Here is a 22,101-nt window from a genome sequence, read left to right on the forward strand (position 1 = left end):
TCTTTTTTACACAATTATTCACTTTCCAATGCTTGCGCAGTTGGATCAATTAATCTTTGCCATAACTTGCAAACGATCTCGCGGGTATCGTGCCAATCCGCAGCATTGACTTGCATAGATTGATTTGCAAGCGCTAGACGGTGGCTCTCAGCTCGTTCACGGAGATAAGCGTGTATTAATGCTGTGGCATCTTCACTGGATAAGCAGCCTGCTTTAGCAGCATCTTCTAGAATTCTTACATTATCGGAAAAATGGGCGAGATCTGTATTCGTCCCACTCCATGCAAGCACAACATACTGTGCCATAAATTCGATATCAACGATACCACCTGAGTCCTGTTTTAAATGAAAAATCCCATGTTTTTTTTGCTCAGAAGATGATCCCAAATGATCTTTCATCTTTTGGCGCATTTTCAACACTTCTTCACGCACCACATTCTCATCACGTACTTGGGTCAGGATCTGACAGCGAATCTGTTCAAATTGCGTGCATAATCCACGATCTCCTGCAATAGAGCGAGCACGCACCAAGGCTTGATGCTCCCATAACCAGGCACTCTTTTGTTGATATTGCTCATAAGCTTTTAAACTGGTGACCAACATCCCCGCTTCACCCGATGGTCGCAGACGGGTATCAATCTCATAGACACGCCCATCCAAGGTTTGTGTGGTCATCAAGGACATAAATTTCTGTGCCACACGAATGGCAAACTCAGCCCCACTAATGCCCTTACGGCCATCGGTTTCACTTTGCTCTTCAAAGGCATGGATAAACACCAAATCCAAATCTGAACCATAGCCCAACTCAATGCCACCCAATTTGCCATAGGCAATCACGGCAAAACCTTTGTTATCGAGACTGCAACGCTGTCCATCATTTCCAACTGGATAGCCATGACGCTGCGCAACTGCCTCATACGCCAAGCGTAAGGTCGCTTGCACGCTTACTTCGGCAATATCAGTCAGGGCATCGGAAACTTTCATCAACGGACTTTCTGCAAGCACATCACTGGCTGCTACGGTAAGCACGTTACTCTTTTTAAATAAGCGCAGTACCCGCATCTGATCTTCAACTTGATCAATCTCTATTCGTAGCAATTGTTGGCGCAGTGAATCTTCCAGATCTTTACGTTGCGGCAGACCAAAATCCATGGACAGAAATTCATCCAACAGCACTGGATATTGTGCCAGCTCCTCACAAATCCATGGACTGACGGTTGCCATTTTCACCAGTCGCTGTAACGCGCCACGGCTTTCCATCAGCATGACCAGATAGACGGTACGACGCAGCACCGATTCAACCAATGGCATCAAACGCAACAGCGCCATTTGTGGTTGATCCGACTGTAAAATCGCTTCGATCAAATGTGGCCAGAATTTCTTTAAACGCTCTAAGGCACTGGCTGGGATTTTGCGTAATGCCTGACCATGCCAAAAGTTTTGAATTAAATTCTTGGCATCATCATCCAATACGGCATTGAGTTTTTGCTCAAGCTGCACAAAATCATCAACTGGCTCAGCAAACTCTTTTTCCTGAATCAACTGCTTAAACTGGACTTTGACCTTGTCACGTTTCTGATTCAACACATCCAAGAAGGCAGCCCAATCGGCAAAGCCAAGCGTATCCAACATCCGTTGTCTGAGTTCAGGTTCGGTTGGCAAGGATTGAGTTTGCTGATCATTCAAGGCTTGAATCGCGTGTTCGACACGTCTTAAAAATAGATAGGCATCTTCCAGATCAATCACTGCTTGCTGATCCAGCAACTCCGCTTCACCTAAATGATGCAAATTGACTAGACATTGACGATCTTGCAGTTCACGCTTCGATCCGCCATAGATCAACTGGAACACCTGCACAATAAATTCGATTTCACGAATCCCACCTGCACCCAGCTTAATATCCTCTTCGATATTACGACGCATGACCTCACGTTCGATCATGGCTTTCATTTCACGCATAGCAGCGAAAGCGGAATAATCAACATAACGACGGAATACAAATGGACGCGACATGTCTAGCAATTCTTCGCCAGCTTTGCCACCAGTAATCACGCGCGCCTTAATCCATGCATAGCGTTCCCATTCACGCCCATGCTGACTCAGATATTTTTCTAATCCGCTATGGCTAATTGCCAAGGCTGAACCATCACCCCACGGACGCAAGCGCATATCGACACGGAACACAAAACCATCTGCAGTAATATGATCAAGCAGATAAATCAGCTTCTGTCCCCACAGAATACAAAACTGCTGTACATCAATACATTTACGCCCATTGGTTTCGCCTTGTTCATCGAAGGCAAAAATCAGGTCAATATCACTAGAAAGATTCAGCTCTTGGGCACCGAGCTTGCCCATACCAATCACAATCAGATCCTGCAACTGACCTGAATAACCAATTGGCTCGCCATGTTTGGCTAATAAAGGCGGTAATGCAAAAGCTTTGGCTGCACAAATACTGGCATCAGCAAAATCGGATAGCTCACGTGTCAACGTCACCACATTGGTGAGTTGATTGGCATCTTGCCAAATCCAGCGAAACATCAGCTTGGCACGGAGTACGCGTAAGGCTTTCATCCATGATTGTTCATCGCTGACTTCAGCCACAGCTGATTGCACTTTTTGATAGATGGTCTCAGTCGACAGTGAGTCAAGAAATTGATCTTCGGAATAGTCTTGTTCTAATTGTAATGTATATAAATTTAAAACTTGTTCAGCATATTGGCTTGCAACTAAGGTTTTTTGTAGCTGTTGCGCATTCATATAAAAAGGCTCGACTGATGTCATGTCATCTAGGTTAGTTATATCAGTTACAAGCTTATCTTTAAAATCTCTTTAGACTAATTTCGCTTTGCTTTTTTGTTGATCCGTACATAAATCAACCTGTTCACGTTCGATCGGCAATAACACGGTAAACACTGTACCTTCGCCTTCATTGGAGGTGACATTGATTTCACCCAAATTCATTTCTACAAAGCGCTTACACAAGCTTAAGCCCAGACCTGCCCCCTTCTCTCCTGCGGTGCCTTTATAGCTGATGGTAATCCGCGGTTGGAATAGGTCTTTGATTTGTTCTTGGGTCATGCCGAGACCAGTATCTTTGACATAGATTTCAACATAGGTGCCTTTATGTTGTGCTTGGATATAAACTTTACCCGTACCATCGACATCGGTAAATTTCAGCGCATTAGAAACCAAGTTCTGAATGACCGAGGTGATCATATTCATATCGGCATAGACTTTAAGATTTTCATCGACTTCATTAATCAATTGAATATTCTTCTTAATGGCTAAAGTTTTCAGAATATCGGTCACGATATTGGTGATCTGACGCAACTTAAAGTTGATCGGGTGATAGACAAAACGTCCACCCTCAGCCATTGCCCAATTGAGTAAGCTTTCTAATAAGTTATACGTCGACTGTGATGTATCGTAAAGATAGTCAGCAATATTCTGGATACTGGATTCATCTAAGGTTTCACGTTCTTTTGCCAATATTTCTGAGAAGCCCAACAGACCATGAAACGGTGCACGTAAGTCATGGGAAATAATCGAAAAGAATTTGGTTTTACTAAAATTGAGTGCAGCTTCTTGTTCGTATAGTTCTTTCAATTCGTCATGGTTAAACTTCAATTCCAGTTGTTGCATGAAGTTGACGCAATGTTCTTGCAGGAGTTGTTTTTGTAGATCGCTAAAGCCTTGTGCAGCTTCATCAAACAGAATGATATAGCCAAGTGAGGTTTGGTCTGGATGTCTAAGATGTAGAGCGACCGCAGTTTGAATTTTCTTTTTCAGTGGTGCGAGAAATGCCAGTAAGGTTGAGTATTGCGGATGGTCGCTATCGACTAGATCACCATTCACAAATAGCGTATTTAGACTTTTGGTAATCTTTGCGGAATCAATGGCTTTGAGTTTTTCAGGGCAACGATGCCACAGGTAAGGTTCTTGGTGAAATGACAGTAATGCGGTACTGGTTTGCATCAGTTTTCGGTTGAACTGTAAAAATTGCTCAAGCAGATTCTGCTCTGAAGTTAGCCCCAAAGAAAGAGAGATTTTACAAGCACTTAACTTTTCGGCTTGTTGTAGTTCTAATAATTGAATCGTCATTCCCGCCTCTCGAATATTTTCGTTATACGGTTCTTTACGTTTTATAAAAAAAATGTGAAAACTATCACTTAGTATTAACAAACTTTAACAGAAAAGGCAATTGTTGATTCAATCAATTCGCAACAAAACGTGAAATTTCATTAAATTTTAATTTAGAGTAAATTTTGAAAGACACTTCTAAGTAATACGTCACTCTCTCATTGTTTGAACATTTATTACATTACAAAATAGCCATAAAAATGTCGGCTAACAGAAAAGGAATTTTCGGCGATCATCAACACAATCCATCATCAAGTGTGCAACATATCCAGAGCGGTTCAAGCCAAATAAGAAAAACCCAGCTTATGCTGGGTTTTGTTCTTTTAAATATTTATCCCAATTTTCTAAAATTGTGGGATGATCACAAATTGTTTTTTTAAAATTTCTAAACATAAAATAGGCTATTTCATCAGAAAAATGGGCATCTAGAAGCTCGGATACTTCTATTGCTTCTTTAATATAATCTACTGTTGAGCAACACCATAATAAGGTTTCTTGTTCAGATTGAGTCATCAAATTACTTAAAATTCTAATATAGAATTTTGTATCAAACTCCTTATATTCATCCTTTTTTATTAAGGCAATCAAAGAATAATAATTATAAAAATAGCTCTGTAATTCATCGAATATTCCTGTTTGACCAGTAAATTCCTTTAGTTCTTTTACAAATCTTTTAGCCATTATTGTTTGATCACTATCTTTAGAAATTTTGAAATTTTTCCACTCATCACTTAACAATTCTTCAAATTTATTAGACAAATGTACAAATAGAGACTGTAAGTTAGTTGTGCCTAATCTAAGGCTCAATCGTTCTTGTGCTTGATTTTTTTGATTCAATAAAATATTCAACATATTAGAAAAAATAGCATGTTTAGACTCTCTCATCTGAGCATCATGAGTTGCTTGAGCTAAATCTAGCTGTTGTTGTGTCGCTTCACGCGTCTGCTGAAGCTCAATTTTAGACAACTCCTTGGCATTATCAATTTGCCTCTCTGTTGCCTCTCGAGCTTGATCTAATTGTTGCTTTAGAGCCTTTCTTGCTTGATTCAATTGAGTCGCTGTCGCATCTCTAGCTTGCTGAAGTTGTTGAGCCATTGCCTTTCTAGCATCTTCATTGGCTTGGCGCTGCAAGTAAGCAGAATAAATCACAATAATTAATGTGGCAGATGTAAAAAGAGCTGTTAAGCTACCAAAAATATCACCAATCGGTCCTAATGAAGCATAAACCTCCGTCGTAAATGGAGGGTTAACTAACAAATGAAGTACCCAATATTTAAAGATAATTGGAAAAAATATCCATATTGCAAGAATAACAATACCCAAAATTAATACTAAACATACCTTCTGCATGAAAATTCTTCTTAAATTATAAATTAATTATTTAAATTGATTCGCATAAGTCTCAACAAGTGAAACTAAGCCCCCACGCATTTCTTCACGCGTCTGTCTACAAAACTGTGCCAGCCTCTGTTCTTGTTCTGACAGCTCACTTCCCTTCACTTCTGTTGTCCCCCACAGAATAAATGGAATATTAAAGCCACGATCTTCAAGACGATCTAACTGGTCCATATCCAGCGGTGCACTATGCTTTTCATAACGCACCACAGAATTCTTTTTAACCTGCAATATTTCAGCAAATTTTATCTAAATTTTTGAAGCGCAAATCTAATAATAAATATACAAATAATAAGCATTAAAAAACCCCAAGCCTTTAATACCAGCTTGGGGTCTTTGAATCTTGGTCCGAGGGTCGGAATCACATGTAATTCATAAATATTTGTTTTAATACATGTTTTCATTTTAAAAATCAATAAGGTTCTTATATAGGCGCTCATTATGTTTAGTAAAAAGTAATCTAATACAATAACTTTAGTCAAATGAGAGTAGTACCTTCCCATAAAATATTGTAACGTAAAAAATATAAACTCTAAATTATATAAGGTATCACATGGGATTCATCGTAAAACTACTTGATTCAGGAAATTATTTCACCGCAGGTGAGGATGACATTGATATCACCCCTTCCAGAGAAGAAGCTATAGCTAATGGGCAATTTACTGATTACGAGGAAGCAAAAGAAACAGCAGAAACATGGTCTGGACAGATGGTCTTAGGTGAAGATTACACTATCGAGTCAATATAAGATTTTAGGTATCGATCATGAAAGATAACGAGTTAGGAAAATTATATACTCTTGAAGCTTTCCTTGATTATGGAGATTTACCTAATACATTTAGAGAAGGTTGGTCACCAAATTATGGTCTTCATTTCGAAGAAAAAGGTATTAATGATGAGGAAAAAGCCCATGTCTACATCAGCTTAAATGGTAGATTAAAAAAGGAAAAATGCGAATTTATTCATGATAAGACTTTAGCTGAGAAACTCTTAAGACATGTTGAGGTAAAACTAAAAAAGCTTTATCCAAGTATAAGTTTTAATTTGAGAAACATTAAATCTAGCGAGTTAGATTACAGGAAAAATAAAGCATTTGCTGAAGCCCTCTTAAATGATGAAAAATTAAAAAAATTATTGGAAAACCATATGTAGTTCCAATTTTTCTTCAACTTCAATACACTCATCAAAACTCAATTGATGATGTTTACATTTTGCAAAAAAATCTTTGGAGATTTTATTAAATAGACTAGAGTAAAAATTCTTAAGAATAAAATGTAAAAAAGAAAAAGGGGTTAAAGGTCTATTAACTGTTATTCGACAAGAGTCTAATTGCCCAATAGTTAAGTGTGATCGTGAATGAACACAAGGTTTAAAATTTTTAGGGTCATTATCAAAATCAAACCTTAGTACTGGATGAACTACGGGCTTATTAAGCATATCTACGAAAAACAAATCTTCGGAATCATAGAATTCAGGTGAGAATTCTTGCGCAGCTAATTTAGGATGAGGAAAAAAACCTAACCTATATGACCACAAATCTCCACCTCTTATACTATATTCAATTTGAAGCAGGGCCCCATCAATAAATTGGCATGTATATACTTCCTTTTCTAAATAAAAAAAGTAGAGCTCTTCGTAGCTTAAACAATCATTTGCATCACTCAAAAACAACTTATCACCAAGATCAACCTCTATATCATAAGAGTCTCTTGCTATCTGCTTCGCAGTAAGAAATTTTGCTTTAGATGCATAGCCTTTCTCAATTAAAAAGCCTTGAATACGCTCAATTTCATTCAGAATATGATTATGATTTGCCATTTTCATCTAAACTTTTAAATAAATCTTTAAGAAGAAACAATTTCTCATCAATATCTTGTCTTGTTACAGCAGTATCGCCTTGCTGAAGCTTTCTAAGTTGTTCAATTGCTTCATCTAATGATTGGTTTACTTGCTTAACTTCGTTTTCAACAACACGTGTCATTTCCCTATGAATAACCGCAATATCTTTAATCTGCTGTTCGGTTGGGTATACGAAATCTAAAGTAAACTGATTAGCCACAACCTGATCAAATTCATGTTTAAGTTCATCCATACTAGCACCCACACCAAGAACTCTTACCCAAGCCTTACTTCTTGTAATTGCCGTAAATAACCTATTTCTTAGCGTTGCTTGATTGGATGGACTAACACATTCATCAGAATTTACAATATACACCATCCCTGCTTCATTACCTTTAGCCCTATATATACCAGTAAAAGCAATAGAACCTTTATTAAAAAAGATATCCGCACTAGTATCTACACCAGCAAAATGTGTTGTTATTCTATTATCAAATAGAGTTCGGCGTATTAGACCTAAGTTATTTTTAGCAGTTAATGGATGAGGATTAATTACAATAATATCTTCAGGTAATAAATCTTCTTCACTTAAATTTTTCTTAATTTCTTCAGCCACCCAAAAATCTTGTTCTTCTTTTGTTGGGAAACTAATAAATTCAATTAATTTTGTCGGTGAATCAATATTTTCTTCTAAAAATTTTGGACTGCTTCTATCGGTTCTTTGTAATCTTACATGCTCTCCCATATCTAAGCTTCCATTTTGGATCTCATAACCTACATCCATCCACAGTTGCTTATTCTGGAACATCTGAACAATACCTGTACCAATTCTGGGATTAGGCTTCCGATAAATACCAAATCCGATTGCATGAGCGGTTGCTAATACAGGTCTAGAATTTCTATAACAAGTACTGAGAATAATATCTTGATTAGAATTTGGCTCCAAAGAAACTATAGGTTGACCATTAGCATCTTTACCAAAAATTTCTTCAGGACTAGGTAATGAATGGCTAGATAGTTGTTGCAATTCATCATATGCATAGACCAATCTTTTTTCTTCCCCTAATGCTAAATAGCACATCTTTAAAAATTCAGGAGGAAAGTCTTGTGCTTCATCTACCAATATCAAGTCATATAAATAATTAGACTCGTCATTACCTTCAATACTCAAATCAGAAAGAGCTTTTTGACAAACACCACTAAATGCCAAATCCGATCCGTACATTTTAGAAGCTAAACCAAAATCCAAATACTCTAAACCTTTTTTAGAGACAAATTCATAATATAGGCCAGAGCGATCAGCATTACCTGCTCCCCCCCAAGCGTTAATAACTTTAAGATTTTCCCAATTTGGCTCTTCACCAGCAGCAGATATAGTAAAGTTATGGATTAATTTTTTTAATTGTCCTTTCAGAGATCTAGTGTTAAAAGTAACCGCTATTTTCCAATCAGGGTGTTGAGCATGAATATATGCTGCTTTCAATGCAAGAATAACTGTTTTTCCTGATCCAGCTAAGCCTCTAATTCGTTGAACCCCATTTACAGTTTCAATAACTGCCTTACTTTGCCTTACGTCTAAAGTAGCAATCGAATCTTCTAAAGATTTTAGCTTATAGCCTTTAGAATTTTGATTTGTTATATGACGTGTATTACCATTTGCTCTTACATTAGAAATATTCTGTAGTGAAGATAGCACTAACTCATAGATACTATCTTCTTTATCAGTCCACTCCTCAAAAGCTGATATTTCCTCTAATAAGTTTTCTTCATTAGCTATTACATATTCAGAATCGGAATAATTTGAGAGCATATGTAAGGAATATGCAGGCGCAAAAGTTAGTGTATTTATCGGGATGCGTAATTTTCGTTTAAATGAAAGCCTTTTATCACTAGTTTTCAATTTTGACTCAAGCAGAATAGCACTATTATCTTGTACTTGCTCTAAGTCTTCTTGTTCGATTGGATTTTGCCCCTCAAGCAAACTGAAGATAACTAGACCTTTTTGTTCAGAGATCCAAACAGCATCAATACCCTCTTTACCATGAGGGGTAGAAATCAAAGGATAACCAACATAGAGAACACCCCCCAAATCTGCTTGAGAAAACAGCTCAACCAATACACTACTAGCATTTGGTTTTTGGTTAGTACCTTTAATAATTTCTGTCATTTCACAAAGCCCAATAGAAATAAATTATTGAATTAAAATAAAATTTATTTCTCAACATCAAAATTAGTAATAATCGAATAATAGCAAAAATTGAATAATTTTGCTTTTATTTTTATTAAATGCGACCTTCCACTTAGAGTAGATGAGATATAGCCAAATATTTTGAGATATCTCATCCAAAGTATGATTTAAGATAACCTACCAATCAATATCAACAATCTTCTTATAATTAACATCATACTGAGTAGCAGTCTGTGTTCTACTAAAGCCTCTAATTGAAGTATGGTCAGTGTAATCAACATAGCCCACAACATCCCCACTAGAGTTTATAATTTCATATTTGTAAATATCCATTTCTTGCATTGAGCCCTTCATACGATGGCTCACTTCCACCAACTTTTCATCAGGTTTAAGTTGCAGTTTATCTTTAAGTTCCACGAAGTCTTCCTTATATGTTTGCAATTAATTCATCTTATTTGACTATAAAATTGATAGCTTATACAGTTGATATTTATGTAATAAAGAAAGCTCTATCTAAGAGCTTTCTTTTTGGTACGATCTAAGAGTTATTTTTGAATAAGCTTGTACAGTGCTGCACTACTCATATTCAAGCCATCTTTTTTGATATACCACTCACCTTTTTCAGCACTATCTTCAGTTTTCTGAACGAACTCCTTGAATTCCTTACCTAAAGTAATTTTACTGTGCCTACTTATTAAGCTCCAATCCGCGAAAGGGAAGTTTTCATCATTCTTCTGAGCAGATTTGTATAGATAGACAAAAGTAAAGGAATTCGTTGATTTAAATGGATTAAAGTTGTCTATCCATGAGCTATCAGCATCTAATAGATATTCACTCAAATAATTAATAATTTGGGAAATATCTATTTTACTTAGAGTAATTAGCTCATTTTTAGCACTTTCATCCATTGTAAACTGAAAATATTCCTCAAAAGTTTCAAAACCAGCCTTTTTAATAAAATCAAAAAACTGAGCTAGTACGACTAAATCACACTCTAATAGAGCTTTAGGGTTTGAAATGCTATTATTCATAACAGTTGATCCTGTCTAGGGTTAACTAATGTTAATCAAGGTTGTATCAATCCTTCGTCAAAATGATTTGATACAGCTTTGGTTAACTTCAATATTAAATCAATATTTCAATATTAAGATAACATATTCAGATATTTCGATATCACATATTGACTCATATGAATGCTAGTAAATTTAATTTTTATTGTCAATTCGTATTTTTATTAAAAATACCCTATCATTGAACTATACCTAAAAGACAAAAAAATTAAATGATAAAAACCCTATCAATAGAGTTTAAAAATCAATTAAATGATAGTATTATCATTGTACTTAAACAAATATAGTTAAATAAGAAATGACGGCTAGAATTTATGTAAGGGCTAGTACCAAAGATCAAGATGCTGAAAGAGCATTAGATGATTTAAGAAAGTTTGCTAAAAACCTCCAAATTGATATTAAGGAATACATAGAAAACGAGTCTGGAACAAAGCTTAACCGCGCCGTTTTAAATCGCTTATTAGATGAGTCAAATCATGGTGACACTCTCTTAGTTGAAAGCGTGGATCGCTTATCTAGACTAACTCAACCTGATTTTGAAATTTTGAAAGGACGTTTAAAAGAAAAGGGTTTAAAATTAGTAGTTGCAGATCTCCCTACTACACACATGCTTGTTAGCTCAACTGACACCATCACCAGTTCTATCCTTAATCTGGTTAATAACATGCTCATAGATTTGTTGGCGACTATGGCTAGATTAGACAATGACAAACGCAGAGAACGTATTAAACAAGGATTAGAAAGAAAAGGTTATAAACCCTCTGGAAAAAAAGCAGATATCATTAAACATGCAAGAATTAAAGAATTGAATGCAAAGGGGCTAACAAAAGAAGAAATAGCTAAAGCGGTTGGATGTGGTATCGCCACTGTTTATAGGGTACTGAAATAGTTCAATAAAAAGTGTTAAGGATAAAATATCCTTTATCGCTAACAAACTTATTATTGACGTTAATTTTTTTGAATTTAATTAATACATTGATTTTTACAATGTATTAATTTGAAATAGGTAGATTTTAATAAATAAATTGATTTTATTGCTATAATTGCTTGGTTAACTGCCTAATAAACACTTTAAGGTTATGAATATTAAAGCTAAATGCACTCTCTTACTTTCATCCATGATACTTTGGGGTGCGGCGCAAGCTCAAATTCCGACAGAACTCATACACCAAAATCCAAATATTTCAGATGATCAGAAAATAACGACTATCCAAGGTTTTCAAATAACTAGTACAGCACTTCGATTTATTAAAGCTCGTATTTACATAAGCTATATCAATAATAAAGCAACTCTAAGTAAATCAAATGAATGGAACAAACCGTTTCAAATTGAACCAACAGTAACAGAAGTACGTATCATATCAGACACACCAAACTTCCTTGCTCATGGTCACATAATTTTTACTGCTAAGTCTGGACAACATTATCAAGTAAAGAGCAATCAAGCTGATATTAAAATGAATAGAGAACCTATTTTATTTTGGGTAGAAAACATGGATACGGGGGAAATCGTAACTCCAAAAGAAATTTTAAATGGTTCACCGTCATCCACAAATATTAATCTTATACCAGTTATAACGAATAAATAATTTTAAGGGCTATTTGATGAAACTTTTTTTTAAATTATTCGGCTTAGGCTTTTTGATTACTGGACTTACAGGCTGTATAAGTTTAGCAGAACAAGTAACTCCAGAGGCTGTAAAATATTATACTCAGCCAACAATCTCAAAAAATATTGCAACTATTATCGGTAGCATAGAAAAAAGCCAGTCAATTAAAGCAGATAAAATTTCCTACGTTTTTGCAATTGATCGTCAAAAAATTCCTAATGGTCGAGCACAACTATCTATTCCTCAAAATATAACTGCAGGAGAGCATGATCTACAGATTTGGTGCCAGCGCGGTGGTTACAAATACACAAATCTTGTCAAAGCGAATTTTGAAGCAAATAAAAATTATCAAATTGGCTTTGAAATGAATGTTAACAATCAAAACAATTGTTTTTTCTGGATTTATGATTTAGAAACAAAACAAGCTCTTGGAGAGCTCGTTCAAGGCATAGAAGTTGGAGAGTATACTGACCCTAATAAAGTTCGCCCCCTATTGTACAGGCTTGAATCCCAATCAATAACGAAACAAAATTTAAATATTCCTATCCGAGTGATAAATAAGATGGGGCATAATTAAAATTTATGCTCCAAGATAACTCTCCATTTTTAGTCTGATTGAAATCAGACTAAAAATAAAAAATTTAAAAATAATTAATTAAAAAACATCAAAGCTCAAAGTTTGGATCATAACGTTCATCAATAATAACAAGAGGTTCAATATCAAGATTCCAGAGCTCAGCATTTTCAGCAATCGATTTATCACCATTCTTTATTAAATTTCTAATCGCAGTAACGGCTGTCATAAAATCATTTTGACTGAGCTCATAAAACTCTATCAAATGTATAGATTCCTTTTTTGTTATATTAAAATACAATTCAGGATAGTTTTTCTCTAATGCATTGGTTATTAACCAGCTTATAAGAGAATTTTCATAGGAATTAAAATCAAGTTCTGTCCATTGTTTATCCTCTGGTTGAGATTTATTCCAACCGATAATATAACCCATTCCCATAATATTGATCCTATACTGTTATCTAATAAATAATACTTTATTTTGCTGTTGAGCAGGTAATGTCTTAATGTAATTAATTAAAGCTTGCTGATTAGATGGTGATAATGTTCTTAAATCCATAGGTACTATATCAGCCTTAGCAAGGTGATCTTGAATTTGCTTCTGCAATGGAGGAAGTCGGTTGGGAATGGATGATTCGGTCAAGTTCTTTTGGAAATAAGTATTTAACCCTACCATTTCTCCATTTTTAGGATTCATTTTTAGATTCTCATTAGTAAACATAAAGTCTACTGTTTTATTTGTATTTGGACCAGAAATGATCCGATAGTCTGGATTCGGCAAACGTCTGCCATTCACATCTCTTTCTACATTTCTTATTGGATCCATTTTTCCTAAGTATGGTTGCAAATACAGAGCAGCCATAACTTGAGATGGATCACCTTCACCATTTTTTGCAGCATCATAATTTAATCGGTTAAATTCATTTCTATCACTTGAAGTCGGACGAGGTCTAACTTCATTAATCCCATCACTATTTCTAATTACTTTTTCTGTTGGGTTCTTAATATGAATAGTTGAACCAACAGGATTTAATATATGACTTAATCTTTTTGTAACTCCAAGACTAATAGTCTCAGCAAGCGCAAGTAAACGACTTTTTTCTGTATCAGTAAAATCTAGTCCTGTTGCGATAACTTTAATATTTTCTCCTACGAGGATTCCCGTCCCATAAATAGGAACACTTTCAACCTGATCAAGTGCTTTTCTAAGGTTTTCTTTTTCATTGTCTTTTAAGGCTATATATTTTTGTCCACAAGCGGCATCTGTCAAACCTTTACAGTTACTATTTTCCCAATTCTTTAAGTAATGGATACCTGCAACCGCCTGAGCCTTTTGCTGTATTTGTGGATCAAACTTTCCGAATTGGTTAAAACTTATATATTCACTGTAAAGGCGTAAGCCTTTTGCAGTATCTTGACCAACAAGTAATTCATTTATTTTTGTGCTACAAACTGCTCCATTAAAGTTCACTCCAGCACAAGCTTGTCTCAAATTATTATCATTACTATTACTTAGAGTTTGATATTTTAAATAAATTTTTGTTTTACAATCATTTGTCGAACAAGCATCAAGTTCGCCTTTTAAATTTTTAAATTGCTGGGAAGTCAAATAATTATTCGTAACTGCAATATTCGCAGTTTGAACTGCAGCATTTACATCATACCCGCCAAGTCCAGCAATCCCCCCTGCAACCAGCTGTGTCGTAGCTAATACTTTGCGATTATATTCTTCTCTTTCTGCAGGCGTCATCTGTTCTACAGATTTACTTTTGGGAACTAAATCTGCTGCCATTTCACCAATTGCAGCACCGATCGCTCCTGCTTCACAGTCACTTTTAGCTACGGTAGCTGCCATGCAGCCAGCTGCAGCATGTGCAATTTTATGTAATATATAGTTAGTATCTTCTAATCCCTTAATCTCACCAGCCAACGAACCTTGCAGAGCATTTGCTAAGTTGAATAATATTGCATTTTCAATATTCTCACTTAAGCTACCTCCATTAATCGCAGTTGTCACCAAGGCTGATCCAGCTGAATTCACAGTTCCAGTAATTAATCGACCTGTAATTCCAGTATCATTAAATTGAGACATCCATTCTGTACCACCAATTTTATCTAAAATACCTACAGTGATAACAGAGGTTGCTAAACTCTTTATGCTGTCCTTACTTCCTAATTGTTGTAAGGTTTTAGTAATATCTCCTTGATTATTCACCAAACCAACAGATGCTTGTGAAGCAATTGCTGTAACAGCTGCATTAATCATAAGCCCAGATGTTGTAAAAACTGTTGCTGCTCCAGATGCAGCTGTATAGCCGAGAATAGTCCCACCAAATGTCGTAATTGAACCACCTGCCGCAACAGCAACCTGGGCTCCTCCGACCGTAATTGTAGTTGCAGAAGTAACTGTCGTGGTTGTACCTAATGCAGCAGCACCCGCGCCCGCTGTTGCCACAGCTACAATAATAGCAATAATTGCAGCACCTACTGCCGTGAGTCCTTGTGATTTATAATCCCAGTCCTTTTCTGTAAGAATCACTTTTTGCCAATCAATATCATTTCTAGCAATAAGATTTTTTAGGTATTGGTTACCAGGCTGATTTGCAAGTTTTAAAATCTCGTTTTTGAGTTGAACCTTATTCTGGTCTTTTTCACTTACTGGTATTTGTACAACCAAACCACCTGCTGCTTTAAAACTTGGCGGTGTAGGCCCATTAAAATTTGGGAGCTTAGCTGTTTCAGTGATAGAACCTTTATCCTGCATTGACTGCCATACAATATTATTCTTTTCAACTTTCAATGCTTGATTGACTGTATCAGTGGCTCCCAAAAGTGCGATTTTTCCACCAGCCTTAATCGTAGCTTCCTTCAAATAGTTAAATTCCGTTCCCACAAATACAGTATCATTCTTCGATTCAGTTGATAGATAATCACCAACCAGTTTTACAGGGAGTTGAGATATCTGACTTCGGCTACTCGTCGTTTTAGATTTATTCAGTGGAATCCCAAAGATGGATGAACTTTTCTTGGTTGTACTATTTGAGCTAGCAGAATTATTAGAAGCTAAAAAATAAAGATTTTCACCTACAATATTGACTTTACCACCATTTGCTTTCATGAGTGTAGAATAAAAGTCTATATCACCAGAGGCTTTCAAATTAATATTTTTTGCTAAAATAGTCGTTGGTACTGCTGTACCGATTTGACTTTGTGAATACGTCTCAGTCGTTTTTTTCCGACCATACCAATATTTTTTTATGACTTGACTTGTATTATGTTTATAAATTTCATCTAGGCTAGACTCCATAATAATGTTAGCATTTGATTGAATATTAACATCACCTCCTGATGAAATAAGTTCAGCACCGTTCAATACGATATTATGTTTTCCATCGTTCAGTTTCTTTTTCAACTGTAATGGCTTTGCTGAACTTACAGTGGCATAGTTCGGCAATAATGCAGGATTGTCAAACCAGTTTAATTGAGCTGAACCAGTCGATTTAATGTTTATCCCTTTATCGCCACTAATGACTGAATTATAAAAATCTGAACGCTCTTCATAATTTGGATTGGTTGCAACACCATTTTTATAAATATCATGTACTCCATCCACCAAAATAGAGGTATCAATATAATCACTTGCTTGAGCGCCTGTTTGATCTTTAGCCAATAATCCTTGAGCTTCAAGATTTACACTGCCTTTAGCATAAAGTTCTGATGCTCTGATTAAGGTACCTTTCTTCGAAACAAGGTTAATATTATGTCCTGAATCAATATTACTACTTTGATGTCTTGCACCATTAAGATCACTTGACAAATAAAATGCAATTTCTCCATTCAATTGCTGAATTTCATTTAGTGTAGCTGCATCTTTTTTCCCACTTGCTTCAAGCTGGTCTCGTCTATTTTGAATAGGAATAATCAGATCTAATTGACCCCGACCGACATCATAACGCATCGCATCAATGAGGATATCACCCGTACTTGAGGTAATATTGATAGGAGCTGTAGTTGAAGTATTTGTCAAATCCGTGGCGTACAACTTTACAGTACCTGCCAGAACATTCAGACCATTATCTGATCTCAGATAAGCTCTATCTAACTTCCTTTGATCCCACGTGGCAGTTTGTACAGGTGGCGCTTTACCATTCACCTGCAACACCCCATCAGCACGGATGTCTAATAAGCCTTGACTAGAGAGCACGGGTTTAATTACATTTTGTAAATCTTTGTTGTAAGCTCGCCCCTGTGAATCAATCGCATTTAACTGAATATCTTTTTTCGCATACAGACTTAGGTTACCATTGATTTTCTTTAATTCAATATCGCTATCTAAAAAAGTTGATTTTGTTGTCGTCGCTCTAAAATTATCACTATTATTAATACTTCCAGCATCTGAGTGAAGTGTAATAGCACCCGCACTTAGGGTCGCATTCTGATAATTCTGATCTGATTTACTTTTAACTGAAATGACACCCTCTGCTTTTAAATTTGTAATAGATGCATCTGTTCTAGGGTTTTGCTCACCTATTTTTATGCTTCCATTTTTACTGCTAATCGCGATATGTTTTTGACTTTTAGCAAAATCTTTTGGAAAACCATTAAAAAATCCATTTTTAGGAAACTCAGTATTTAAACTTACATTTTTATCTGAATGTATGGCTAAATTTTCTTTAGAATTTATATTTAAATAGTCAAGTTTTAAGTCACCACCTGAAGTAAGATTAACATTATTTCCATTAATAGAATAAAAATTCATTAAATCTTTTTTTGAAATATTGAGCCCACCTTTTGAATTTATTAAAACATCTCCATTTTCCGATTGTATCAAACCTGAAGAAAACATATTTAAACTATCCGCAACAATATTAATATTACCTTTATCACTACTTGTTGCTAAAAAAACATCTTGGCCAGATGAAATTTTTACAGAATCTAAATTTTGATTCCCCATGGACAAGATATTTATATTTTTTTTACCACTCAGTCCAACACTACTTGCATTAACCTCACCTCCCTCTGACAATAAATTTAAATTACCACCAAATGAATTAATATTTAAATATTTCAAATCAATATTGCTATTTGATGTAATATTTGTATCCCCAAAACTTGTTGTTAACCCTAAAGATTTAATATTGACATTATTACCTTTTAGATCAATATTTTCACTTGCTTTAAAAATGCCTTTCCCAAAGATTGTCAGGTCTTTCTCAGCCTTAAGCCCCAGATTTCCGTTAAGATTAGGGTTTAAACCCTCTGAATTGTCCCACGTCAAATTCTGTCCACTATAGGCTTTGATATTCTTCACACGACTTTTAGCATTTTCTTCAACAAGTGTTAAATTTTTTAAATTGACATCTCCTGAACTGTATATATTTAAGTCTTTACCTGCATTTACACTTGATGTCTGGACATCAACTAATCCCTGCATATTAGATGAATCTGCTTGTAGGTTAATTGAACCTAAAGTTGCTTGAAGGGTATTGCCTGTTAATGCTAATTTACCTTTACCAGATACATTCAAATCTTGGGCTGCAATTAATCTTGCACCTTGTGCTGTAACAATATCCTTTTGTGATTGAATGTAGGCAGAACCACGGTTACTTGTAATACCTGCGTTTGTAGCTAAATTGATGTTCGCTGCATCAACATATAGCCCTCCACTTGATGAATCGTTATAAATTCGGGTATTGGTCGCCAAATTTACATTGCCTTTCGCATTGATGATCAGGGGGGATGAAGCAACCCCATCTTTATTGATCATAATCTCTTTGGCATTTACATTTAGGTTATTGCCTGAATCAATACTGATCATGCTATTACTATTGATGCTTCCAGATGCATTAATATCACCGGCAACGCCCATACCTGTTGTATTGATACTCACGAGTCCCTGTGTTTTGCTAGTAGAACTAATTGTGCCTTTATGTTCAATTTTGCCATTGCTGTTTAGTACCACATTGTTCTGGGCTCGAATAATCCCTGCATTATTAACCCCAACTCCGGCTTCATTGGCATGTAAGTAAATATTATTTGCATAGAGCCCACCCAACTGTGCGACATCAATCGCAACTGTGGGTTTCGTCCCTGTTCCCGTCGTGGCAGTAACTCCACCAGTATCAGCAGCAATGGTATTTGCACCAGTAACAGCAGTAAGTGCAGTGGCATTGACAGGTGCATTGATAGCAAGGGAGCGGCCTAATAATTCTAATGCAACAGGATTATTGGCATTGCCACCTAGTCCTCGGTTGTTCGCATCTGGATTAATCGCGATTGTACCTTGTTTAACGGTATGGTTTTTAATTGAACCATCACTGTTATAACCCAGTATCCCTGTGGAGAGCGTGACCTGATTGGCATTGATGAAACCACCACCATTCACGGTAATGCCTGTTGGGTTGGCAATCACTACATTTGCTCTGGATCCTAAGACTTCAAGATTACCCTGTAATAAGCTTGGGTTGGTTGAAACCACTTCATTGACAATTGTCGTCGCAGCGCCTTTGGCTAAATTCGGGTTCGCTGCTATTGATGTTTTGGTAATTTGGCTGGTTGCTGCACCGCGTGAGTTGTTCAGAATTACACCATTTTGATTCACATCAAACTGGGTATAACTATTACGTGACACGCCTGATGCAGAAGGTGCCGTAATCCAGACATTGGCTGCATTGCCTTCTTTGAGCACGGTCGCTTTATGCGCTGCAGCGGCAGCATTATTCACCACAACATTGGCATAAATCGGACTAATCGCCATCAAGGCTGAAAGCGCCAACACCAATTGTTTTAATGTTCGTTGCCCAGTTGCGGCAATGCTTGATGCTGTCACATCATCATTGTGGATTGAAGCTTTAATGCGTGGAGAGGTATCACCCTGATGGGATTTTGCCAATTCAGATACAGCGACATAAGTCCCCAGTTTGGCGTTAAATTTTGTGCGGTAAAATTGCTTATTCATCTTTATACCTATATTTCTATGAATAGATTTGCTTAATAGTTAAATGAGAGATTAAAACCAGTGATGAGGTCTTTCTGGATATGTTGAGGTGCAACCAGCCCCCGACCCACGAAAAACTCGCCATTGATATGTTTGAATTGAGTTCTTATCCCCACCACGCTGCCTAATAGATAACGGTCGGAGTAATATTGAGTGCCTTCACCCGTTACCAGCCCTTGATCTAGACCTGCGTAGAGTGAGAAATTAGGAATAGGGTTAAGCCAATGCACAGTCTGTTGTAAATAATGTCCATTACTGCCCACAATGCTTTGCTCAGGTCGATAACCGCGAATGCTGTAGCGCCCACCAATATTGAAAGTCTCCTGACTGACCACTTTCTGCGGACTCCACTGCCCTTGCCAGTTCAGCTGATACATAAAGTTATTGTTAACGGTCTGCCACGGCACTGCATATTGAAAAGCAGCATTCCAAATTCCAGCGCGAGAATCGCCCTCACCAGTAATATCTTCAGCCGTTTGGCTGGCCCCTAAGATGCCTGTACCCTTGCGATAGCTGAATTGGGCATTGAGGGTTTGTTGTCCAAGCCGTAATTGATATTTACTGCCCAGCTCCCATCCTGCAGTGCGTTTGCGTTGTACTTCAATTTCGACATCTTCAATAAAACTGGATGCCGATTTGCGGTACAGTTGGGCATAGCCTGACAGACGGTAGGATTTACTGCGGCTGAGTTCGCGTTGTGCTTGGAAGTTAAAATCCTTGTTAATGGTTTTATAATCGAACCACTGATCAAAGCCTTCTAGTTCTTGGGTATTGGTATATTGACTGGCATTGATATTAAACAGCCAGTTTTGATAAGGCACTTCATAGGAAACAAAGACATTATTAAAATCGGTATGGTCGGCATTCCAGTCATTCAGTGACTTGGTATAGTAAACAAATAGGCTATCCGCAAAATTAAGCGGATTTTCTAAAGCATAGCTGGCATAGCCTTGGTATTTTCCAGAACTTTTACTGCCTGCGTCATTGAGCCCAGCAGTGATAAAATTTCGCGCCTGAATATCCCATACAATCTCGACATCGCTATAACCTGCATTTTCAGCACTTTTTTGGCTGGGTAGAATATCGAAACTGGTCTGCATACCTTGTAGACGGGCGAAGGTTTCTAGAATTTGTTCCAGTTGACGAATATTGAGGATATCGCCTGCGTGCATGGGTAAACGATAATTCAAAGTTTGGTTTTTACTGTTTTTGAGTCGGATTTCCCCAATCAACCCGGGGATTAAAGTTAAGCGTAAATGTCCTGTGGCAAGATCCTGCTCAGGTAAAATCACTTGAGTTGACACATAGCCCAATTGCACCAATCGCTCATTGATATAATTCACAAGGCCCGAAAGCCCTTTTTCGCCAATACAGCGGCCTAGAACTTTATTGTCTGAATACTTGAGTTCTTTAAAGATGCGATTAAAGTCTGAAGTTTTTATACTGGGATGTGTGGTTGGAATATCAACGTCTAAAGTTGTGATACCAAAGCAAACTGGTTCCTTTTGTAACCAAGGATAGCTTGAATCAACCTTCGTTTGTTGTAACTGAATAAAAGGTGCAACAGATTGCGTTAATTGATCAATCTGCTGTTTCTGCGAAAGATAATCTCTAGTCTGTTGTTGACTCACCTGATCTTCGGCATGGATAAAGCCTGAATGAATGAGCAAAGGAATTATTAAATATTTTTTATACATTTTCTACATTTTTTGTACATAATACAGACAGGGATGTATTGTAGTTTAAAATTTAAATTGTTCAATAAAAATGAGTTCTATTTACAATTTTTTTTATTAAATGTTAAATTTATCGCATTTAAAGCTAATAATTCATAGCACCAAGAAAGTGAGAATACCTTTCTGTTAAAAAAGAATTAAGTTTAGTTAGATCAATTTATTAAGATGTAACCCAAGCAGCACAAAAACTTAGAGGATCAAAAGTGCTTGAACAATTTGATGATGTGTCTATTAAAAAGAAAGCGTATGTGCATTTTGGTGGTGCATCCATAAGTCATATGCTTGTTTTAAAAGATGGTACTAAAAAGACCTTAGGGGTTATACTTCCTTCAGAAGAACCTTTGACCTTTAAGACACATTTAGCTGAACGTATTGAAATCATCTCAGGGCAATGTACAGTTCAAATTGGCAATGCACCTGAGGCACACATCTATAGCTCAGGTGAATTTTTTTATATTCCTTCAAATAGTCAATTTAGCATTCATACGAATGAAATTGTGAATTATGTTTGTCATCTTGATGATCAAAAATAAACTGCTTAGGCTAA

Annotated in this window: 17 protein-coding genes; 6 read left to right on the forward strand and 11 right to left on the reverse strand. The window is 36.4% G+C overall.

Annotation, left to right across the window (positions count from 1 at the left end; genetic code table 11):
• Window positions 1–14: 14 nt before the first annotated feature.
• From glnE to A7P54_RS16660, 4 genes are all read right to left on the reverse strand, one after another.
• Window positions 15–2,762, reverse strand: coding sequence for a bifunctional [glutamate--ammonia ligase]-adenylyl-L-tyrosine phosphorylase/[glutamate--ammonia-ligase] adenylyltransferase (gene glnE, locus A7P54_RS16645; RefSeq protein WP_171550233.1), 2,748 nt, complete (start codon window positions 2,760–2,762; stop codon window positions 15–17).
• 72 nt (window positions 2,763–2,834) lie between these two features.
• The gene (locus A7P54_RS16650; RefSeq protein WP_171550234.1) at window positions 2,835–4,106 is read right to left on the reverse strand and encodes a HAMP domain-containing sensor histidine kinase; all 1,272 of its coding nucleotides are present in this window, start codon (window positions 4,104–4,106) and stop codon (window positions 2,835–2,837) included.
• A 342-nt stretch (window positions 4,107–4,448) separates the two neighbouring features.
• On the reverse strand, window positions 4,449–5,495 hold the full coding sequence (locus tag A7P54_RS16655; RefSeq protein WP_171550235.1) for a hypothetical protein: 1,047 nt from the start codon (window positions 5,493–5,495) through the stop codon (window positions 4,449–4,451).
• A gap of 27 nt (window positions 5,496–5,522) precedes the next feature.
• The gene (locus A7P54_RS16660) at window positions 5,523–5,747 is read right to left on the reverse strand and encodes a transcriptional regulator (RefSeq protein ID WP_171550236.1); all 225 of its coding nucleotides are present in this window, start codon (window positions 5,745–5,747) and stop codon (window positions 5,523–5,525) included.
• 346 nt (window positions 5,748–6,093) lie between these two features.
• Here A7P54_RS16660 and A7P54_RS16665 point away from each other — a divergent pair, with 346 nt between their 5' ends.
• Both A7P54_RS16665 and A7P54_RS16670 read left to right on the forward strand, forming a co-directional pair.
• Window positions 6,094–6,288 (forward strand): hypothetical protein, encoded by a 195-nt coding sequence (locus tag A7P54_RS16665; RefSeq protein WP_171550237.1) that lies wholly within the window; start codon window positions 6,094–6,096, stop codon window positions 6,286–6,288.
• A gap of 17 nt (window positions 6,289–6,305) precedes the next feature.
• Complete coding sequence (locus A7P54_RS16670; protein ID WP_171550238.1) at window positions 6,306–6,692, forward strand: hypothetical protein; 387 nt, start codon at window positions 6,306–6,308, stop codon at window positions 6,690–6,692.
• Here A7P54_RS16670 and A7P54_RS16675 read toward each other — a convergent pair.
• The 4 genes from A7P54_RS16675 to A7P54_RS16690 all read right to left on the reverse strand — a co-directional run bounded on the left by A7P54_RS16675 (window position 6,672) and on the right by A7P54_RS16690 (window position 10,598).
• Window positions 6,672–7,364, reverse strand: a complete 693-nt coding sequence (locus tag A7P54_RS16675) for a DUF2290 domain-containing protein (RefSeq protein ID WP_171550239.1) — start codon at window positions 7,362–7,364, stop codon at window positions 6,672–6,674. The genes A7P54_RS16670 and A7P54_RS16675 overlap by 21 nt on opposite strands.
• The gene (locus A7P54_RS16680) at window positions 7,345–9,546 is read right to left on the reverse strand and encodes an ATP-binding domain-containing protein (protein WP_171550240.1); all 2,202 of its coding nucleotides are present in this window, start codon (window positions 9,544–9,546) and stop codon (window positions 7,345–7,347) included. The genes A7P54_RS16675 and A7P54_RS16680 overlap by 20 nt, the downstream gene beginning before the upstream one ends.
• A 198-nt stretch (window positions 9,547–9,744) precedes the next feature.
• Window positions 9,745–9,984 carry a hypothetical protein gene (locus A7P54_RS16685; RefSeq protein ID WP_171550241.1) on the reverse strand — a complete coding sequence of 80 codons (240 nt, stop codon included), beginning with the start codon at window positions 9,982–9,984 and terminating at the stop codon, window positions 9,745–9,747.
• Window positions 9,985–10,112: 128 nt separating this feature from the next.
• On the reverse strand, window positions 10,113–10,598 hold the full coding sequence (locus A7P54_RS16690) for a hypothetical protein (protein WP_171550242.1): 486 nt from the start codon (window positions 10,596–10,598) through the stop codon (window positions 10,113–10,115).
• Window positions 10,599–10,935: 337 nt separating this feature from the next.
• Here A7P54_RS16690 and A7P54_RS16695 point away from each other — a divergent pair, with 337 nt between their 5' ends.
• From A7P54_RS16695 to A7P54_RS16705, 3 genes are all read left to right on the forward strand, one after another.
• Window positions 10,936–11,526: a recombinase family protein gene (locus tag A7P54_RS16695; protein ID WP_171550243.1), complete on the forward strand. Its 591-nt coding sequence runs from the start codon at window positions 10,936–10,938 to the stop codon at window positions 11,524–11,526.
• Window positions 11,527–11,716: 190 nt separating this feature from the next.
• Window positions 11,717–12,226 carry a hypothetical protein gene (locus tag A7P54_RS16700; protein ID WP_171550244.1) on the forward strand — a complete coding sequence of 170 codons (510 nt, stop codon included), beginning with the start codon at window positions 11,717–11,719 and terminating at the stop codon, window positions 12,224–12,226.
• 16 nt (window positions 12,227–12,242) lie between these two features.
• Window positions 12,243–12,824 (forward strand): hypothetical protein, encoded by a 582-nt coding sequence (locus A7P54_RS16705; RefSeq protein WP_171550245.1) that lies wholly within the window; start codon window positions 12,243–12,245, stop codon window positions 12,822–12,824.
• 88 nt (window positions 12,825–12,912) lie between these two features.
• Here A7P54_RS16705 and A7P54_RS16710 read toward each other — a convergent pair whose 3' ends face one another.
• The 3 genes from A7P54_RS16710 to A7P54_RS16720 are packed head-to-tail and all read right to left on the reverse strand — an operon-like array spanning window position 12,913 to window position 21,515.
• Window positions 12,913–13,260 (reverse strand): hypothetical protein, encoded by a 348-nt coding sequence (locus A7P54_RS16710; RefSeq protein WP_171550246.1) that lies wholly within the window; start codon window positions 13,258–13,260, stop codon window positions 12,913–12,915.
• An 18-nt stretch (window positions 13,261–13,278) separates the two neighbouring features.
• A complete protein-coding gene (locus tag A7P54_RS16715) occupies window positions 13,279–19,779 on the reverse strand; it encodes a DUF637 domain-containing protein (protein WP_171550247.1) in 6,501 nt (2,166 codons plus the stop codon).
• A 32-nt stretch (window positions 19,780–19,811) separates the two neighbouring features.
• The gene (locus A7P54_RS16720; protein ID WP_171550248.1) at window positions 19,812–21,515 is read right to left on the reverse strand and encodes a ShlB/FhaC/HecB family hemolysin secretion/activation protein; all 1,704 of its coding nucleotides are present in this window, start codon (window positions 21,513–21,515) and stop codon (window positions 19,812–19,814) included.
• Window positions 21,516–21,757: 242 nt separating this feature from the next.
• Between A7P54_RS16720 and A7P54_RS16725 the strand changes: the two genes are divergently transcribed.
• Complete coding sequence (locus A7P54_RS16725; protein WP_171550249.1) at window positions 21,758–22,087, forward strand: pyrimidine/purine nucleoside phosphorylase; 330 nt, start codon at window positions 21,758–21,760, stop codon at window positions 22,085–22,087.
• Window positions 22,088–22,101 lie beyond the last annotated feature (14 nt).

The sequence above is a fragment of the Acinetobacter sp. Ac_3412 genome (assembly GCF_013072675.1).
GTDB classification, from domain to species: Bacteria; Pseudomonadota; Gammaproteobacteria; order Pseudomonadales; family Moraxellaceae; genus Acinetobacter; species Acinetobacter higginsii.